The 18,311-nt window shown below is 73.6% G+C and carries 14 protein-coding genes; 8 read left to right on the plus strand and 6 right to left on the minus strand.

Annotated elements, in window-relative coordinates; all coding sequences use genetic code 11:
- Positions 1 to 101 precede the first annotated feature (101 nt).
- Together FRANCCI3_RS19180 and FRANCCI3_RS19185 are read left to right on the plus strand one after the other, a co-directional pair.
- A complete protein-coding gene (locus FRANCCI3_RS19180) occupies positions 102 to 1,589 on the plus strand; it encodes a helix-turn-helix domain-containing protein (protein ID WP_011438171.1) in 1,488 nt (495 codons plus the stop codon).
- A 28-nt stretch (positions 1,590 to 1,617) separates the two neighbouring features.
- Complete coding sequence (locus tag FRANCCI3_RS19185) at positions 1,618 to 2,409, plus strand: endonuclease/exonuclease/phosphatase family protein (protein WP_011438172.1); 792 nt, start codon at positions 1,618 to 1,620, stop codon at positions 2,407 to 2,409.
- On the opposite strand, the gene FRANCCI3_RS19190 is transcribed toward FRANCCI3_RS19185, so the two are convergent.
- Complete coding sequence (locus tag FRANCCI3_RS19190; RefSeq protein WP_011438173.1) at positions 2,367 to 5,759, minus strand: ATP-dependent helicase; 3,393 nt, start codon at positions 5,757 to 5,759, stop codon at positions 2,367 to 2,369. The two genes, FRANCCI3_RS19185 and FRANCCI3_RS19190, sit on opposite strands and share 43 nt — an antisense overlap.
- Positions 5,756 to 9,067 carry an ATP-dependent helicase gene (locus FRANCCI3_RS19195; RefSeq protein ID WP_011438174.1) on the minus strand — a complete coding sequence of 1,104 codons (3,312 nt, stop codon included), beginning with the start codon at positions 9,065 to 9,067 and terminating at the stop codon, positions 5,756 to 5,758. Before FRANCCI3_RS19195 ends, FRANCCI3_RS19190 begins: the two co-directional genes overlap by 4 nt.
- 196 nt (positions 9,068 to 9,263) lie before the next feature.
- Here FRANCCI3_RS19195 and FRANCCI3_RS19200 point away from each other — a divergent pair, with 196 nt between their 5' ends.
- Positions 9,264 to 10,010 (plus strand): SDR family NAD(P)-dependent oxidoreductase, encoded by a 747-nt coding sequence (locus FRANCCI3_RS19200; protein WP_035729824.1) that lies wholly within the window; start codon positions 9,264 to 9,266, stop codon positions 10,008 to 10,010.
- Positions 10,011 to 10,025: 15 nt separating this feature from the next.
- Here FRANCCI3_RS19200 and FRANCCI3_RS19205 read toward each other — a convergent pair whose 3' ends face one another.
- Complete coding sequence (locus FRANCCI3_RS19205; protein WP_011438176.1) at positions 10,026 to 10,412, minus strand: MGMT family protein; 387 nt, start codon at positions 10,410 to 10,412, stop codon at positions 10,026 to 10,028.
- A gap of 44 nt (positions 10,413 to 10,456) precedes the next feature.
- Positions 10,457 to 11,629 carry an adenylyltransferase/sulfurtransferase MoeZ gene (gene moeZ / locus FRANCCI3_RS19210; protein WP_011438177.1) on the minus strand — a complete coding sequence of 391 codons (1,173 nt, stop codon included), beginning with the start codon at positions 11,627 to 11,629 and terminating at the stop codon, positions 10,457 to 10,459.
- Positions 11,630 to 11,850: 221 nt separating this feature from the next.
- On the opposite strand from moeZ, the gene FRANCCI3_RS19215 reads away from it, so the two are divergent.
- On the plus strand, positions 11,851 to 12,024 hold the full coding sequence (locus tag FRANCCI3_RS19215) for a CsbD family protein (protein WP_023841357.1): 174 nt from the start codon (positions 11,851 to 11,853) through the stop codon (positions 12,022 to 12,024).
- A gap of 121 nt (positions 12,025 to 12,145) precedes the next feature.
- Here the strand turns inward: FRANCCI3_RS19215 and FRANCCI3_RS19220 are convergent, their stop codons facing one another.
- A complete protein-coding gene (locus FRANCCI3_RS19220; protein WP_011438179.1) occupies positions 12,146 to 13,336 on the minus strand; it encodes a Ku protein in 1,191 nt (396 codons plus the stop codon).
- A gap of 419 nt (positions 13,337 to 13,755) precedes the next feature.
- On the opposite strand from FRANCCI3_RS19220, the gene FRANCCI3_RS19225 reads away from it, so the two are divergent.
- The 3 genes from FRANCCI3_RS19225 (at position 13,756) to FRANCCI3_RS19235 (ending at position 15,334) form a co-directional block, all read left to right on the plus strand.
- Entirely contained in the window at positions 13,756 to 13,959 is a 204-nt protein-coding gene (locus FRANCCI3_RS19225) for a hypothetical protein (protein ID WP_023841356.1), read from the plus strand.
- Positions 13,960 to 14,165: 206 nt separating this feature from the next.
- Positions 14,166 to 14,855 (plus strand): TetR/AcrR family transcriptional regulator, encoded by a 690-nt coding sequence (locus FRANCCI3_RS19230; protein ID WP_023841355.1) that lies wholly within the window; start codon positions 14,166 to 14,168, stop codon positions 14,853 to 14,855.
- 251 nt (positions 14,856 to 15,106) lie between these two features.
- The gene (locus tag FRANCCI3_RS19235) at positions 15,107 to 15,334 is read left to right on the plus strand and encodes a DUF3107 domain-containing protein (RefSeq protein ID WP_011438181.1); all 228 of its coding nucleotides are present in this window, start codon (positions 15,107 to 15,109) and stop codon (positions 15,332 to 15,334) included.
- 84 nt (positions 15,335 to 15,418) lie between these two features.
- On the opposite strand, the gene FRANCCI3_RS19240 is transcribed toward FRANCCI3_RS19235, so the two are convergent.
- The gene (locus FRANCCI3_RS19240; protein ID WP_369807819.1) at positions 15,419 to 16,207 is read right to left on the minus strand and encodes a ferritin-like fold-containing protein; all 789 of its coding nucleotides are present in this window, start codon (positions 16,205 to 16,207) and stop codon (positions 15,419 to 15,421) included.
- A gap of 105 nt (positions 16,208 to 16,312) precedes the next feature.
- Here FRANCCI3_RS19240 and FRANCCI3_RS19245 point away from each other — a divergent pair, with 105 nt between their 5' ends.
- Complete coding sequence (locus FRANCCI3_RS19245) at positions 16,313 to 18,262, plus strand: DEAD/DEAH box helicase (RefSeq protein ID WP_011438183.1); 1,950 nt, start codon at positions 16,313 to 16,315, stop codon at positions 18,260 to 18,262.
- Positions 18,263 to 18,311 lie beyond the last annotated feature (49 nt).

Below are 18,311 nucleotides of genomic sequence, written 5' to 3' on the forward strand. Positions count from 1 at the left end.
GGTGGACGCGGCCGGGCCGGGTTCTCTAGGCGGGGACACAGTTGCCAACGCTACTGCCCGGCGGGCCGCGCCGGTGGCGAAGAGGACGCCCATCCCAAGTCATGGCCACGGGAGGCCGTGCCCCGACCCGCCCGGGACCGATTCCGCCGGCCGTCGGCGACGACCACGGGCGGCCCCGCCCAGACGACGAGGTGCGGGAGATTGCGACGGTCGGGCGGCAAACTGTCCTCATGGGACAGTTTCCAGCCGGGCTGAGCGAGATCCTCGCTGCCGAGTTCGACGCTCTGGGTGAAGAGATTATCGCCGCGATCGCCCGGGAGGTTCCCGCCTACGCGCGCCCGCTGGAGGGCAAGTTCGGCCATGGGGTGCGCCGCGGAGTCGACGAGGCGTTGTTCCGCTTCCTCAGCCTGGTCGAGGCCGGTCCCCACTGCACTGTCGACCTCGCCGCCAGCCGGGAGGTTTATGTCCGTCTCGGCCGCGGCGAGGTGTACGCGGGACGGTCGTTGGACAACCTGCTGAGCGCCTACCGGGTGGGCGCCCGCGTCTCCTGGCGGCGCCTCGGGGAGGCGGCGGCCCGCCGCGGCGGGCTGGACGGCCCGGCGCTGGTGTCCCTCGCCGAGATGATGTTCGCCTACATCGACGGCATCTCCGCGGCCTCCGCCGAGGGCTACGCCTCCGAGCAGTACACCGCGGCCGGTGAACTGGAGCGGCTGTGGGACCGGCTGGGCGAGATGCTGCTGTCCGGCGCGGCCGGCGGGGCGATCGCGCAGGTCGCCCGTTCCGGCAACGTGCGGCTGCCCGGCCGGCTGGCCGCCGTGCTCGTCCCCGCCCCGACCGGCTCCGCGGCCACCCACCCGGCTGACGGCGAAGCCGACCACGAGGCCGACCACGAGGCCGACCACGAGGCCGACCCCTGGGCAGGCTCGCTCCCCTCCCGGTTGCCCTCGGGCTGCCCCCGCGCCGTGCAGGGGGCAGACATCTGGGTGTTCGTCGGCTCAACCGAGCGGGCGGCCACCCGGGCGGCACTGGCGAAACAGCTCGCCGGGCTCGCCGCGGTGGTGGGACCGGCCGTGCCGTGGGGTCAGGCGGCGGCGAGCGCGGCGCGGGCGAGGTTCGCCTGCGATGCCCGCAGCGCCGGGCGGCTTCGCGGTATCGCCGCGGCCGACCCCCTGTTCACCGACGAACATCTCAGCGCCCTGCTGCTGGCCAGCGACCCCGGGCTCATCACCGACCTCGCGTCCCGCCGGCTCGCCCCCCTTGACGGGCTGCCCGACCGGACCAGGGAACGGCTGGCCGAGACCCTCCTGCACTGGCTGACCCTGCGGGGGCAGCGCGGGCTGATCGCCGAGCGGTTGCACATCCATCCGCAGACCGTCCGCTACCGGGTCAACCAGCTTCGCGAGCTGTTCGGACCATGTCTGGAGGACCCTGACACCCGCTTCGATCTCGAACTGGTGCTGCGCGCCGGGGGCGCCGAGGACGTGGCCACCGACCCGGTGAGCGCCGCGGTCCGCGAGGACACGGACGAGGGCCGGGGCCCGGGCTCCCGCCGTCCCGCGGCGGTGCGGGGTCGGCCACTCGGGCCGTGACGGACCCCGCATCCGATACGGTCCAGGCGTGCGGCTGGGCTCCTTCAACATCATGCACGGCCTGTCGCTCACGGATGGGACGGTCGAGCCCGCCCGCTTCGCCGCGGCCGTCTCCGCTCTCGGCGTGGACGTCCTCGGGCTCCAGGAGGTCGATCTCGACCAGCCACGATCGGGTGGGCTGGACCTCGCCGCGGAGGCGGCGGCGATGATCGGAGCCGGCGACGACGACTGGCGGTTCGTCCCCACCGTCTTCGGCACGCCCGGCGTGGGCTGGCGGCCGGCTGACGGGCAGCGCCGGGACGACGAGCCGGCGTACGGCATCGCTCTGATCAGCCGGCTGCCCGTCCGTGAGTGGCGAGTGATCGACCTCGGCCGGGCGCCGGTGCGGTCCCCGATCGCGATACCGGGGGGTCCGGACAGGCGGGGACGTCTGATCATGCTCGACGACGAGCCGCGGGCCGCGATCGCCGCGCGGGTGGAGTCGGCCGGGGGCCCGCTGACGGTGGTCAACACCCATCTGTCGTTCGTGCCGGGGTGGAACGCCGTGCAGCTGCGCCGGCTGGCCCGCCGGCTCGCGGACGTCCCGGGGCCGCTGGTCCTGCTGGGCGATCTGAACCTGCCCGGCCGGCTACCGGCCGCGCTCACCCGCTGGCGCCGGTTGGCGGTGACGCCCACCTACCCCGCGCACTCCCCGCGGGTGCAGCTCGACCATGTGCTGGCCCGCGGGCCGGTAGGCAGGATCATCGCCGTGCAGGCCCGCCGCGTGCCCATCTCGGATCACCTGGCGCTGTCCGTCGACCTCGCCGACCCGCGGGCCTGACCCGCGGCGGGCCCGGTGCTCGGACTCGCGAGCAGGTCGGCGAGCTCCTCCTCGGACAACGTCGGGGGCCGGACAACGGCGCCGGTACGCACGTACAGGAAGGCGGCGTCGACCGCACTCGGGTCGACGCCCCGCAGGCGGGCCCAGGCCAGCCGGTAGATCCCGAGCTGAAGATCGTCGGCATCGGACCGGCCGGTCTTCCAATCGACCACCTCCCATCGACCGCCGCCGAGGTCGTAGACAGCGTCGATGCGACCGCGCACGATCCGCCCGGCGAGGCGGAGCTCGAAGGGTGCCTCGATCGCGAATGGCCGCCGGGCACCGTACGCGGTACGCAGAAACGCCTGCTGCAGCGAGCGCAGATCGTCGTCGGTGAGCTCCGCGTCGGCCGCGCCGGGCAGATCCTCGGTGTCGATCAGTGCACGGTAGTCGAAAATCTCCTCAACCCAGGCGTGGAACCGGGTGCCGCGACGGGCCGCGGCCACTGGACGGCGCGGCAGCGGCCGGACCAGCTCACGGGCGAACGCCTCCGGGTCCGCGCGCAGCCGGACGATCTGGGACGCGGTGAGGCTCGCCGGCAGGGCGACATCGGTCCGCGCGAGGCGTGCCGCGCGTTCCTCGGCGAGCAGCAGCCGGGCCTCCCGGTCGAGCTCGGCGAGCAGGACGCGCTCGGCCGCCGTCATCCCGGCCGGACCGTCGACGAACGGTTCCCCGGCCGGTTCCGCCGACGCCCCCGGTACGCTCAACGCGGCCAGCCGCGCCATGACCCCCTCGGCCGCGGCGAGGCGCCGGGCGTACGGCTCCGGCTCGTAGGGGATCGGCCAGGCGAACCGTTCCGGCGTCGCCAGCGCCGGGTTGGTACGCTCCGCCGGCTCCGGCGCCCAGACGTCGACCAGCCCACCGCCGGTGCGGGCGTGCTCGGCGAGCTCGTCGAGGAACACCGAGGCACCGCGTGGGGTCTTCTGGGTGGGCCCCCACCAGTGCCCGCTCGCGAACAGCAGCGACTTCGCCCGGGTGACCGCAACGTAGGCGAGCCGGCGTTCCTCCCGCTCGGCGTACTGACGGGCATCGGCCCGGAAGGCGTCCAGGGCGGCCTTCTCGGCGCAGACCGTGAACGCCGGCAGATCGTCGGCATCGCCGCGCAGCGGGATCGGCAGCACGCCCGGCGAGGTGGTCCACTGGTCGCGCACGGTCAGGTCAGGGAACACCTTGCTGGTCAGGTTCGGGACGGCGACGACCTCCCATTCCAGGCCCTTGGAGCGATGCATCGTCATCAGGGCGATCGCGTCGGCCCCGGACGGGCCGGCGACGTCGAGACCCCGCTCGTGCTCCCGCGCCGCCCGGAGGAATCCGAGGAACGCGGGCAGGGAGTTCGTGCCGTCGGGATCGGTGAAGCCCGCGGCCACATCCAGGAAGGCCGCGACGTTCTCCTGGCGCCGGGCCCGCACCGCCACCTCGGTCGCCGTGAGCTCCACGTCCAGCCCGATCGTCGCGACCACCCGGTGCAGCAGGTCGAGCAGGCCCTCGCCGACGTGCCCACGCAGCGCGGCGATCTCGGCGGCAAGCCGACGCACCCGGGCGCGCCCCGGCGCGGACATCTGCGGCCCGGGGTCGTCGAGGACGTCCGACAGGGCGACGACGTCGGCGGGGTCGACGTCGGCGACCGCCTCGGCAAGTGGATCGGACCGTCCCGGCAGGTCCGGATCGCCGACCGGGTCCGGGACCCGCGCCGCCTCACGCGCGTGGCGGCCGAGCGCGGCGAGATCCCGGGGGCCGAGCCGCACCCGCGGCCCCGTGAGCAGCCGGACGAGCGCGGCGTTCGCCGTCGGCGAGTCGAGCACCTCCAGCATGGCCACGATCTCGGCGACCTCCGGGACGATGAGCAGCCCGGTCAGCCCGACGACCTCGACGGGCAGCCCGGCCGCCTGCATCGCGGTAAACAGCGCGGGGATGTCGCCACGGGCCCGGACCAGCACGGCGATGTCGCCGGGAGCGGTGCCGGCGTCGACCACCCGGCGGAGCTGGCCGGCGATCCAGGCCACCTCGTCGGCCCAGCTGACGTGCAACGCGACCACCGCCTCGCCCTGGTCAGCCACGTCGGGTCGCGGGCGGAGCTCGACGACGCGGTGACGGGCCCGCAGCTGTGCGGCGACGGTGTTGGCGAGGCGGAGCAGCCGGCCGCCGCTGCGCTGGTTCACCGACAGTTCGTAGACGGCCGCGGGCGTGCCGTCGGCCCCGGGGAAGTGCGTGGGGAAGTGGTCGAGGTTCGCCACCGACGCCCCGCGCCAGCCGTAGATCGCCTGGCAGGGGTCGCCGACGGCGGTGACCGGATGCCCGCCGCCGAACAGGCCGGTGAGCATCCGCCGCTGGGCCACCGAGGTGTCCTGGTACTCGTCGAGCAGGACGACAGCGGCCCGCGCCCGCTCGGCCCGACCGACCTCCGGCATGGTCTCGGCGAGCCTCGCGGCACAGGTGACCTGGTCACCAAAGTCCAGGACGTCGCGTTCCCGCCGGGCCGCCCGGTACTCCGCCACCAGGGCGGCCAGCTCCCGGCGCCCCCGGGCGGCGGCCGCGCACCGGCGTAGCTCCCGGCGGACGCCCCGGGTGCCCCGCCGCTGCTCGGCACGCCGCAGCGCCGCGTCGATCTCGGCGAGCAGCGCGCCGTCGAACGCGACGAGGTCCGCCGGATCGACCAGGTGCTCGCTCATCTCGGCGTCCAGCGCGACGAGCTCGCCGACGAGCGCGCCCAGCGAACGTGTCAGCGCCTCCACCTTCCCGCCGTGGGAGCGGGCGACCCGGGCGGCGAGCTGGTAGCGGGCCGCGCCGGAGATCAGCTGGAGGTCCGGCTCCAGCCCCAGCCGCAGGGCGTTGTCGACGACCAGCCGCCCGGCGAAGGCATGGTAGGTGGCGACGGTCGGCTCCCCGTCCACCTCGCCGTCCGCGGCCGGTCCACCCGGGCCCGCCCCAGCCGACGCCTTGCGCAACGCCAGCCGCACCCGGCCGGACAGCTCCGCCGCCGCCTTCGTCGTAAAGGTCAGTCCGAGCACCTGGTCGGGCCGCACCTGCCCGGTGGCGACGAGCCAGACCACCCGCGCGGCCATCACCGAGGTCTTGCCGGATCCCGCACCCGCGATGATGACCCCCGGTTCGAGCGGAGCGGTGGCCGCGGCGATCTGCTCGTCGGTATACGGGACCTCCAGCAGGTCGCGCAGGTCGTCCGGGTCGAGCCGGGGACCGGCGACGCCGCCCGCCGGGTCACCGTCGACGTCGCCGTCGAAACCGGGCAGGAACGGCTGGCGGGGAATCGTCACGTGGACGCCCGCGCCCGGCTGCTCCACCCGCGGGTTCACTCGACCACCTGACGTCCCTCGGGCCGCGCGGGGCAGCTCGTCTGGAAGGTGCACAGCGTGCAGTGGTCGCCGGGCGTCGGCCGGAACGCCTCGGCGTCGATGGTGCGCACCGCCGCGTCGAGCACCTCGTCCATCCAGGTCGCGCCGTGGGGAGGCAGCGCGCTCTGGGCCTGGACCTCCGGCGGGCCAGGCCGCTCCCCCGGCAGCCGCGGACCGGCCGCCGCAGCGCCGGCATCCCGCCGGAGCTGCACGAGCTCCGCCCCGCCGGGCACCGCCCGGGGCTGATCCGCCCCGGGCTGATCCGGCGCCGCGGCCGCGAGCACATCGTCGAGCGCGCCGGCCCGCACGGCGAGCTGATAGCTGCCCAACTGGGGGTGGGTGGCGAGCTCGGCGGGAGCGACCGCGGTCCGACCGGTCTTGAAGTCTATGACGTGGACCCGGCCGGCCTCGTCCAGTTCGAGCCGGTCGATGAATCCGCGCAGCTGGACGTCCCGCCCGGCGACCCGTAGGTCGCAGGAGAACCTGACCTCCGCGTCGATCACGCGCCGACCGCGCTCGGCGGCGTGCCAGTCCAGGAAGCGGGCGAGCGCCTCGCGGGCGGCCGCGCGCTCCTGATCGGAGCGCCAGCGGGCGTCGAAGTCCAACTGCCGCCACACCGTGTCCAGCCGGGCGTCGAGCGCGGCGAGGTCGGCCGGGGTCCGCCCGGTCGTGACCTCGTCCGCCAGGGCGTGCACCACCTTGCCGAATCCCTGCGCGGTCGAGGCCGGGGTGACCGCGTACGCCTCGTGCTCTAGGAACCACCGCAGGGAACAGGCGCCGATGCTCGACAGCGACGAGCCGGACAGCCGGATCGGCCCGGCCACCGGGACAACAGGAACATCCGACGTGGTGGGGTCGAGCAGCCCCCACCAGGTGTCCGGGTGCGCGGCCGGCACCAGGGGCCGGCCCGCCTGGTCCCGTGCGGCGGCGAGCGCGGCGAGGCGGGCCTGCGCGGCGGAGCGCATCACCGGGCTTGAGTCCGGTTCCGTCGCCAGCCGGCGCAGGGTCGCGACCAGGCCGACCAGGGTGAGCGGCCGGGCTGGGCGACCGGGCACGTGCTCCACCGCTACACCCAGTTCCTCAAGGAAGCGGCTCGGCAGGCTGCCGTCGTCCTCGGGGCTGTTCACCGCGGTGACGACCAGCCGGCGCCGCGCCCTGGTCAGGGCGACGTAGAACAGCCGACGTTCATCGGCGAGCAGGTCCTGGCGGGTCAGCGGCGGGCGCAACCCGCCCCGGGACGGCGCGTCGAGCTGCTCCGCACCGAGCAGCGAATGCCGCTCCCGCAGGTCGGGCCAGGTGCCGTCCTGCACTCCGCAGACGACGACGACCTCCCATTCGAGCCCCTTGGCGCGATGGGCGGTCAGCAGCCGCACCCCGCGGCGGCGCACGGACTCCCCGGCCGGCTTGAGGACGTCCCCGGCGATCTGCTGGCGGGTGAGCTCCGCGACCAGGGACGCGACGCCACCGCCCGGCCCACGCCGCTGGCCCAGCCGGGTGACGGCATCGAAGAGCGCCACGACGGCGTCGAGGTCACGGTCGGCCGCGCGCCCGGCGGCGCCCCCGGCCGCCGAGGCATGTCGCAGCCGCGCCGGCCACTCGCTCGCCGACCACAGCGCCCACAGAGCGTCCTGCGGGGCGCCCGAGGAGTCCCGCAACGCCTGACCGGCCGTCCGCAGCAGACCGCCGACCCGCCGGACCGGACCGGCCAGGTCGTCGGGGATCGTCGCCAGCCAGTGGTCGGGCTCGGCGACCGCCGCCCGCAACAGCTCCGCCGACGGCGCCGGATGCTCGGACCCCGCGTCGCGCTCGAGGGTGCGCAGAGCCCGGCCCAGCGCCCGCAGCCCGGCCGGGTCCGCTCCACCGAGCGGCGAGGTGAGCAGGGTGCGCGCCGCGTCGACGGTGAGCGCCCCGGCCGGATCCTCCGCGCAGCGCAGCGCCAGCAGGAGCAGGGCGGCGGCCGGCTCCTGGGCGACCGGCAGGTCGTCACCGTCGGCGCTGACCGGAACGCCGGCGGCGGCCAGCACGCGGCGCAACCGGCCGATCCGCTCGGCCGTGCGGACCAGGACCGCCATCGCGTCCCAGGCGACGCCGTTCTCCAGATGTTCGCGACGGAGCAGGTCGGCCACCGACTCGGCCTCCGCGCCGGTGCCCGGAAACGTGCGGGCCTGCACCTGGCCCGCCCCGGCGTCGGCGCGCCCGACGAGGTCGCGGTGTGCCCGGATCGCGGCCACCGGAAGCCCGGCGGCCGGGATCCGCCGGGCCACGTGCCGGCTCGCCGCCAGCGGGGCCGGGGCCATCCGCCGACAGCGCCGCAGCGCGACGATCGGCGCCGGCTCGCCGTCGAGGCGGGGGAACCGGGCCGGGAAGCCCAGCAGGCCGGCGACCTCGGCCCCCCGGAAGGCATAGATCGACTGGTCCGGGTCGCCCAGCACGACGAGGTTGCCACCACCACCGGCCACCGCCTCCAGCAGGCGTTCCTGAGCCGGATCGGTGTCCTGGTACTCGTCGACGAAGACGTGCCGGTAGCGCCCACGCAGCCAGGCGCCCCCCTCGGCACTCTCGGCGACGACCACGGCCCGGTGGACGAGATCGGTGTAGTCGACCGCCCCCTCGAATCCGAACACGTCGAGGTACATCTCGTAGAACTCGGCGAGGGCGGCCCAGTCCGGGCGGCCGGTACGCCGAGCGAGCTGCGCCAGCGCGACCGGTTCGAGCCCGACCTCGCGGGCGCGGGCCAGCAGCGCCCGCACCTCCTCGGTGAAACCGCGGGTGCGCAGGCAACCCACGAGCGGCTCGGGCCAGACCGGCCGGCCGTCCTCGCGGGAACCCTCGATGAGATCGCGCAGCCGACTGTCCTGCTCCGGGCCGGACAGCAGCCGGAGCCCGCCCGGCGGGGCCGGCCGCTCGTGCGCGCGCAGCAGCGCCAGGCACCAGGCGTGGAACGTCCACGCCCCGGGACCTCCGCCGGCCCCGCCCTCGGCACCGAGCCGTGCGGTGATCCGCTCCCGCAGCTCTCCGGCGGCTCGCCGGCTGAAGGTGAGGACCAGGATCGACCGCGGATCCGCCCCGGCTTCGATCCGCGCGGCGACCGCCTCGACGAGCGTGGCCGTCTTCCCGGTGCCGGGCCCGGCGAGCACCAGCAGCGGCCCGCCGCCGTGCTCGACCACCGCGCGCTGCGCCGCATCCAGGACGAGCGGACGCGGCGGCGCGACCGGGGCTGCGATCAGCCGGTAGCCGGGACGCGGGGCGGGGGCAGGAAGGACGACCACGGGCAAAGCACATCACGTGGGTCCGACAACCCAGCCAACCCGCCGGCTCCGCGGCGGGTCGGCGTCCGTAGCGCGGCAGCGTCCGTAGCGCGGCAGCGATGGGACCGCGGTGTGGCGACGACCGGGACACTCGACGACCGGGACACTCGGGGGGCCTCTCACGCGTGCGCGTCAGGACGTGGCAGTGTCCTTAGTCATGACCGAGTGCAGCGACAAGGTCGCGCTCCTGACCGGAGCGGGATCCGGCATCGGTGCCGCCTGCGCCCGCCGACTGGCGAGGGCGGGCGCCCGGGTCGTCGCCACCGACCTCGACGCGCACACTGTCAAGGAGGTGGTGGCGACGATCGAGGACGGTGGCGGGGAGGCGCTCGCCCTGGAGGCGGACGTCACCGATCCCGATTCGCTCGAACGCGCCGTCCAGGTCACCGTCGGCACCTTCGGACGGCTGGACCTGGCGGTGAACAACGCGGGAGTGAGCGCGGGGCGCGAGCCGGTGGAGACCACCCCGGCGCAGGACTGGCAGCGGGTGCTGGACGTCAACCTCTCCGGCGTCTTCTACAGCATGCGGGCCGAGATCACGGCGATGCTGCGCGGCGACGGAGGCTCGATCGTCAACATGGCCTCGGTGCTCGGGGTGGTCGGGTTCGCCGGGTCGGCGCCCTACGTCGCCGCGAAGCACGGGGTCATCGGGCTGACCAAGACGGCCGCCCTGGACTACGCCACCCGCGGCATCCGAGTGAACGCGGTGGCGCCGGGCTTCGTGGACACCCCGCTGCTGCATGTCGACGGCCGGCCGCGGCGCGGAGCCGCGCTGTTCTCGCCGATCAACCGGCTGGGCACGGTCGACGAGGTGGCCGAGGTCGTCGTCTTCCTGCTGTCCGACCGGGCCTCCCTGGTCACGGGCAGCGTCTATCTGGCCGACGGCGGCATGGCCGCCCGCTGACCGGGCCCGCGGCGGTCAGGCCGGAGAACCGTCCCACCGGGCCGCGGCGAGATCGACCTGGTCGCCTCCGGGGCGCAGCGGCGTCCGGTCGGCGACGAGCCGGCGCAGGGCCTCGACCGGTGCGGCCGGGTTCGGTTCCCCGGTCGCCCGGATCACCCGGTGCCAGGGCACCTCGTCGCCGAATCGGGACAGCACGGCTCCAACCGTGCGCCCCGACCCGGCGCCGACGTACTCGGCCACGTCGCCATAGGTCATCACCCTGCCCGGCGGGATGCGCGCCACCGCATCCAGCACCTCAAGGGCGTGCGGACCCGGCGCGCCGCCGAGCGAGATCCGGGTACCGAGCCCGGCGGAGACGCTCGCCGGCGGCGCATCACGCCGGGCCCGCGGCCTGGGGCTCATCCAGGCTCCGGGGGACTCGTCCGGGCTCCGTGGCTCATCCGGGCTCAGTAGACCGGCAGCGACTTGTCGACCTGGATCGCCCACGCGGTCACGCCACCCTGGACGTGCACGGCAGAGGAGAAGCCTGCGCCCTTCAGCGTGGCGAGCGCGTCGGCCGAGCGCACCCCGGACTTGCAGTAGACGACCACCCGACGGTGCTGCGGCAGTTCGGAGAGATGCGCGGGCAGGTCCCCCTTGGGGATCAGGCGCGCGCCGGGGATCCGGACGATCTCCCACTCGGCCGGCTCACGGACGTCGACGAGCTCGATCGGCTCGCCGGCATCCAGCCAGCTCTTGAGCTCGCCCGCGGTGATCGTCGAGCCGGCGGCGGCCAACTGCGCCTCCTCCGAGACCGCCCCGCAGAACGCCTCGTAGTCGATCAGCTCGGTGATCGTCGGGTTCTTCCCGCACAACGGGCACTCCGGGTCCTTGCGGACCTTGATCGACCGATAGGTCATCTCCAGGGCGTCATACACCATCAGCCGACCGACCAGCGGATCACCGACCCCGGTCAGCACCTTGATGGCCTCGGTGGTCTGGATGGAGGCGATGGAGGCGCACAGCACACCCAGCACCCCGCCCTCGGCGCAGGAGGGGACCATGCCGGGAGGAGGCGGCTCCGGGTAGAGGCAGCGGTAGCACGGTCCGTGCTCGGCCCAGAAGACGCTGGCCTGACCGTCGAAGCGGTAGATCGAACCCCAGACGTAGGGCTTGCCGAGCAGCACCGCGGCGTCGTTGACCAGGTAACGGGTGGCGAAGTTGTCCGTGCCGTCGACGATGAGGTCGTACCCGCTGAAGATCTCCATGACGTTGGAGGCGTCCAGCCGGGTCTCGTGCAGGACGACGTTCACGTACGGGTTGATGTTGCGAACCGAGTCACGGGCCGACTCCGCCTTCGAGCGGCCGACGTCGGACTGGCCGTGGATGATCTGACGCTGCAGGTTCGACTCGTCAACGGTGTCGAACTCGACGATGCCTAGCGTCCCGACGCCGGCGGCGGCCAGGTACATCAGCGTCGGCGAGCCGAGGCCACCGGCACCGACCGCCAGCACCCTGGCGTTCTTCAGCCGCTTCTGGCCGTCCATGGCGACATCCGGAATGATCAGATGCCGAGAGTACCGGCGGATCTCGTCGACGGTCAGCCCCTCGGCGGGGTCGACCAGGGGCGGAAGGGACACGCTTGCTCCTCGCGTTCGGTGTCGTCCTTCGACGATGCCACAGCGCGACGCGGCGTCGCCGGATTTGGGCCATCCGCCGGGAGGTCCCTCATCACGGGTACACGTCGGACATCGCGACGGCCGGCCCTCTGGTGCAGCGCACGGCGCCCCCGGAGTGTTCCCGCGGCTGCCACGGGTAGACCTCTTCCTACCCACCGCACATACAGTGAGGAGTGAGTGCAGTGTCCTTCACTGACAAGGTCAGGAACAAGATGCAGGAGCTCCGCGGGCGGACCAAGGAACAGGCCGGCAAGGCCACCGAGAACCGGGACCTGCAGGCGGAGGGCCGGGGAGAACGCGGCGTCGCCGACCTCAAGAACGCCGGGGAGAAGGCGAAGGAGGCCTTCCGTCACTGACCGCCCCTGTCGTTGACCGCCTTCCGTCACTGACCGCCCGGTATCCACCGGCCCCCGCCACCACCTGCCCCCGGCTCCCGCGCCGGGACCGCTCCTCAGGTCGGTCGTGGGGAACCGCTCCTCAGGCGGATCGCCGCGTCGGGGGCGTCTTCGAGGTCGGCGTCCTCGGGGCCGTCTTCGGGGCCGTCCTCGAGGAGGTGGCCTTGGCCGCGGAGGTCTTGGCCGCGGAGGCCTTGGCCGCGGAGGTCTTCGCGGGCGGCGTCTTCGTGGCGGCGTTCGTCTTCGCGGTGCTCCTCGTCGAGGACGGCGTCTTCCGGGCGGTCGACCGCGTACCCGGGGCCGACGAGGCACCCTTGACCGAGGAGGTACGGCCGCCCCGCCGTCCGTCGGACGCCTTGTCGTCGGACGCCTTGTCGTCGGACGCCTTGTCGTCGGGCCCCTCGTCGGTGACCCCGGCCGCCGCGGGCCCCGCGTCACCATCTGCCACAGCCGCACCACCTGCCACAGCCGCACCACCTGCCACAGCCGCTTCGCCGGGCCGTCCAGCGCGGGCGGCGGCTATGCTCGCGCGCAGCGCCGCCATGAGGTCGCCGACCGCCTCGCTGGCCGGCCCGCCCGGCGAAGCCACAACCTCGCGGCCGGCGACCTTCGCATCGATCACGGCCTGCAGGGCCTCACGGTAGTTGTCGGTGTACCTGGTGGGGTCGAAGTCGGCTGCCAGGGTGTGGATGAGCGAGGCAGCCACCGACAGCTCCTGCGGGCGTACCGCGACGTCCTCCTCAAGGAACGGAAAGTCCGGTTGCCGCACCTCGTCCGGCCAGACCATGGTCTCCAGGACGAAGACGCCGCCGCGCACCCGGAGCGTCGCGAGCTGCTCGCGTTGCCGCAGGGCTATCTTCACCAACGCGACACGGCCCGATGCGGCCAGCGCGTCGCGAAGGAGAACGTAGGGTTTGGCGCCGGTGCGGTCGGGCTCGACGTAGTAGCTCTTCGCGAAGTAGATCGGGTCGACCTGCTCCAACGGGACGAACTCCAGCACGTCGATCGCCCGGGAGGTGGACAGCGGGAGATTCGCGAAGTCCTCGTCGGTGAGTACGACGGTCTCCCCATCCGGCAGCTCGTAGCCCTTGGCAATGTCGGCGTAGTTGACCTCGTCCCCGTCGGCCTCCGCCACTCTCCGGTATCGGATACGGGACCCATCCGACCGTCTAACCTGGTGAAACGCGACATCCCGTTCCTGGGTCGCCGAGTAGAGCCTCACCGGGATGGACACCAGGCCGAAGGAGATCACGCCCTTCCAGGTCGCACGCATGTTCGCCCCTCACGTCACGTACCCCTATGGTGTCCCACCGGAAGCCCACGAGTAAGCCAGACAGGCGAAAAGCTTGAACCTATCAACAGGTGAAGATCTCCAGGACGCCAGCCGCCCTGGAGACACACCGGAGAACGCCGACGACCGGCGGGGGATATATGTGCAGGAGGGCGGAACGTACCCAGGACGGGAAGCCTGGTGCGAGCGGGACACGGAGCCGGGAACGGCGCGGGAGCGGGGGGTGGGATGAGTGACGGACGCCACCGCCACGTCCGTGACGAGGCCGGCCCGGCCGATGGCGCGTGAGGGCCACCCGTTCCGGGCACATCGCGATCCGGACCCCGGACAGGTTCGGATCGTCCATTTCCGGCGCCCGCCCCAGCGGGTCGCCATAACGATGAGCGCAGGAGGACGTCCCCATGGGAGCACCCACCGACCTTCCGGCATCCGATCTTCCGATCGAGGCGCCCGACGCCGACGCCGTCGAGCAGGCCCGGGAGATACGTCCGGCCGGCCCGGCGCCGCGCTGGCTACCTTCGGCGCCACCCGTCGAGGCCGACGAGTACGACGTCGTCGAGCAGAGCATCGTGGTCGAGACCGACGAGGACGACGACTACCGCTGACCCGACCACCAGCGACCCGACTACCAACGACCCGACCACCAGCGACCCGACCACCAACGACCCGACCACCAGCGACCCAGCGCCACCCCGCGCGAGCGACGAGCAGGCCGGCTGGTTTCGTTTCGACGAACGCCGGCCGGTCGGACCCCGCGGGTACTGTTGACCGCATCAACCAGGAGGTGCGCCATCAGCCAGGAGGTGCGCCGGTGACCGCCGAGCCAGCCCCGCCCGACGCACGACCGGGCAGGGCTCCCCGGCTCCCCCGCACCGCGCGCCGCTTCCAGCTTCTGGGAGCCGCCCGCGAGGTCTTCGTCGCCCAGGGCTACCACGCAGCGGCGATGGACGAGATCGCCGAGCGGGCCGGCGTCAGCAAACCGGTGCTGTACCAGCACTTCCCCGGCAAGCTCGAGCTCTATCTCGCGCTGCTCGACGAGCACGCCACCCAGCTGGTGACGAGCGTCCAGGACGCGCTCGCCTCCACCTCGGACAACCACGCGCGCATCGCCCGGTCCATCCGAGCGTACTTCGACTTCGTCAACGACCCCTCTGGGGCACACCAGCTCGTGCTGGAGTCGGACCTGCGCAACGAGCCCGCGGTCCGCCAGCGCATCGAGACCGCCTTCGCCCAGTGCGTGCGGGCCATCGCCGCGACGATCGTCGCCGACACCGGGCTGCCCCAGGACGAGGCCGACCTGCTCGCGGTCGGGCTGGTTGGGCTGGCCGAGACGGCGTCGCGCTGGTGGCTGGTCCGCGGTGCCACCGTGGAAAAGGAACGGGCCATCGAGTCGATGGTGGAGCTGGCCTGGCGCGGCATCGGCGGCTACCCCCGCCAGGAGCACCGGGATGCCGCGCGCACGAACACGGAGCCGCACGAGGAGGTCCCCCCCGCCGGCTGACGTCGTCCGGCACATCGGGTGTAACGGGCGCGCCGGGTGTAACGGGTGTAACGGGTGTAACGGGTGTAACGGGTGTAACGGGTGTAACGGGCGCATCGGGCAAGCGTTTGCCGGGTGAGCGGATGTGCCCGGAGCGAACACGCCGCCCCTGCCGCGGTGGAGAAGTCCCGGAAGCCATAGTGTGGGCGGTGATCCAAGATCGGCGGCGCTCGTCCGCCGACGGTAGGTCCGACGAAGGCGGAGGTCATCGGGTGGAGGTCAAGATCGGCGTCCGGCAGGTCAGTCGGGAGCTGGTGCTGGAGAGCAGCCAGTCCCCGGAGGCTGTCGCCGCGCTGGTGAATGAGGCGGTCAAGGCCGACAACGGGGTGCTGACCCTCGTCGACGACAAGGGCCGGCAGGTGATAATGCCGATCGCGTCGCTGGCCTATGTGGAGATCGCCGCGACCACGACTCGACGGGTGGGCTTCGGCGCCGTCTAGGTCCCGGCCGACCACCGGCAGCGGTCCGCCGGCCGGCCCGCCGGGGAGCCGACCGGCGTCGCCGCGCCGGTCGGCGGGCCCGGATCAGGCGGACAGGCCCAGTGCCGCCATCCGCCGGCCATGCGCCGCCATGATGCGGTTGAAGATCGCCGCCAGCGCCTCCAGGTCGCCAACCCCGACCAACAGCCCGGTGAGCGCGTCGCGATCGACCCCGACCCGCTGGGCCTGCGTGAGCGCCTCACCGACGAGCCGACGGGCCCACAGCGCCAGCCGCCCGGCCACCGTCGGGTTGGCGCTGATCGCCGCGCGCACCCGCTCGACCGCGAAGGCTGCGTGCCCGGTGTCGTCGAGCACCTTCAGAACCAGTTCGCGTGACGGTGACGGAAGCCGCGCCGCGATCTCGCGATAGAAGTCCGCCGCGATGTTGTCCCCCACGTAGGCCTTCACGAGGCTCTCCAGCCAGTCGGCCGGGGCGGTCGAGTTGTGGAAGGCGGTCAGTGGCGCGATGAACGGGGCCATCGCGAGCTCCCGGTCGACGCCGAGCCGGTCCAGCTCGTCGCTGATGGCCTGGAAATGGGCGAACTCGGCGGCGGCCATCTTCGCCAGGGCGATCTTGTCGGCAACGGTCGGTGACATCCGCGCGTCGGTGGCCATGCGCTCGAAGGCGGTCAGCTCGCCGTAGGCGAGCAGGCCCAGCAGATCCACGGTCGCCTGGTCCACGGTCGCCTGGTCCACGGTCGCCTGGTCCACGGTCGGTGCGGGTCCGGCATCCGGGGACGGGGGCACCCGATTGTCAGAGTCACCTACCTGACCGGGGGCGGTGATGGCGATGGGTGTCGCCGGGCCGGTCGGGGTCCGTGTCGTCTGTGCCACAGGCGCGATTCTGACACCCGCCGCAGTCGCTGTCGGCAAACACTCCTGCCAAGGAGCCCCCACCCGGGGTTACACCGGCTATGCTGGGGGCAGCCAGGGGTCGTTATGTCACCTCGGCCGCCGTGTAGCAGGCGTCGCCTCGTCACCTGTGCACCCAGAGTTGCCATCGAGGGCACCGGGGCACATGGATTTTCGGGTCGCGGGCGCCGCGCGGCTCACCGCGAGCGGGTTCAGCGTAGACACCGCTCAGAGAAGACCAGGAGCGTCCCGCTGTCCGTCACAGCTGAAGTACCCACAGATGATCTGACTCCCTACGAGCCACAAACCACCCCCTCCACCCCCGGGTCCCCGGCGGCACCGACCTTCGCGGAGCTCGGCGTGCGCGCCGAGACCGTCTCGGCCCTGACCGAAGCGGGCATCGTGCACGCTTTCCCCATCCAGGAGTTGACGCTTCCACTCGCCCTGGCCCGCAACGACATCATCGGGCAGGCCCGCACCGGCACCGGCAAGACCCTCGCGTTCGGCGTCCCGGTGGTGCAGACGGTGCTGGCGGCCAAGGAGGGTGCCGACGGCCGTCCGCAGGCCCTCGTCGTGGTGCCCACCCGTGAGCTGTGCGTCCAGGTGACCGCGGACGTCACCCGCGCCGGCGCCCGCCGTGGCCTGCGGGTGCTGTCCGTCTACGGCGGGCGTGCCTACGAGCCGCAGCTGTCCGCGCTGCGCGCCGGGGTCGACATCGTCGTCGGCACGCCCGGCCGCCTGCTGGATCTCGCCCGCCAGCACGTGCTCGACCTGGCCGGCGTCGGCACCCTGGTGCTCGACGAGGCCGACGAGATGCTCGACCTCGGCTTCCTGCCGGACGTCGAGCGCATCATGTCGCAGCTGCCGACCGAGCGGCAGACGATGCTGTTCTCCGCGACCATGCCCGGCCCGGTCATCTCCCTGGCCCGGCGGTTCATGAAACGGCCCGTGCACGTCCGCGCGGAACAGCCGGATGAGGGGCGCACGGTCCCGACCACCCGTCAGCACGTCTTCCGCGCCCACGCGCTGGACAAGATGGAGGTGCTGGCCCGGGTCCTGCAGGCCGGCGGCCGGGGGCTCGCCATGGTGTTCGTGCGGACCAGGCGCACCGCGGACAAGGTCGCCGAGGACCTCGCCAAGCGCGGCTTCGCGGCCGCGGCGGTGCACGGCGACCTGGGCCAGGGCCAGCGCGAGCAGGCGCTGCGCGCCTTCCGCTCCGGCAAGGTCGACGTCCTGGTCGCCACCGACGTGGCCGCCCGGGGCATCGACATCAACGGTGTCACCCACGTGGTCAACTACCAGTGCCCCGAAGACGAGAACGTCTATCTGCACCGCATCGGCCGCACCGGTCGGGCGGGCGAGAGCGGGGTGGCCATCACCTTCGTCGACTGGGACGACCTGCCGCGGTGGACGCTCGTCAACAAGGCGCTCGCCCTGCCGTTCGATGGCCCGGTGGAAACCTATTCCACCTCCCCCCACCTGTACGAGGCGCTCGGCATCCCGGCGGGCGCGAAGGGCACCCTGCCGCACGCGGCGCGGACCCGCGCCGGGCTCGCGGCCGAGGACATCGAGGATCTCGGGCAGTCCGGTCGCGGCGGGCGCCGCGGCTCGCGGACCGGGCGTGACCAGGACCGTTCCGAGCCGGCGGCGGTGCCGACCCGGACTCGCGCCCGTCGGCGCACCCGCGGCGGTGGTGCGGCGGCCGCGGGTGCGGGGCTGGCCATCGCCGCGGACCCGGCGGACCCGGCGGACCCGGTCGACGAGGACGGCCGGAAGGCCGGCGCACCCGTGGTGGACGGTGCCGGGCAGACCGGGCTGGTCGAGTTCACCGGGACCGCCCCGCTCACCGACACGGACACCGACACCGCCCGCGTCGTCTCCGCCCTGGCCTCGGAGACGGGCGTCGAGGCCGAGGAGTCGCCGCGCCGCCGGCGCCGGCGGCGCGGCAACCGTGGCCGCGGCACGGGCACGATGCGGGAGGCCGGCGACGGCACCGAGGCCGACGCCGACGCGCCACCCCGAGCCGAGTCGGCCTGACACCCCGGCCCCCGGCCCCGCATACCCGCGGGGGTCGCCGGTCCGCGGG

The sequence above is a fragment of the Frankia casuarinae genome (assembly GCF_000013345.1).
In the GTDB taxonomy this organism is placed as follows: Bacteria; Actinomycetota; Actinomycetes; order Frankiales; family Frankiaceae; genus Frankia; species Frankia casuarinae.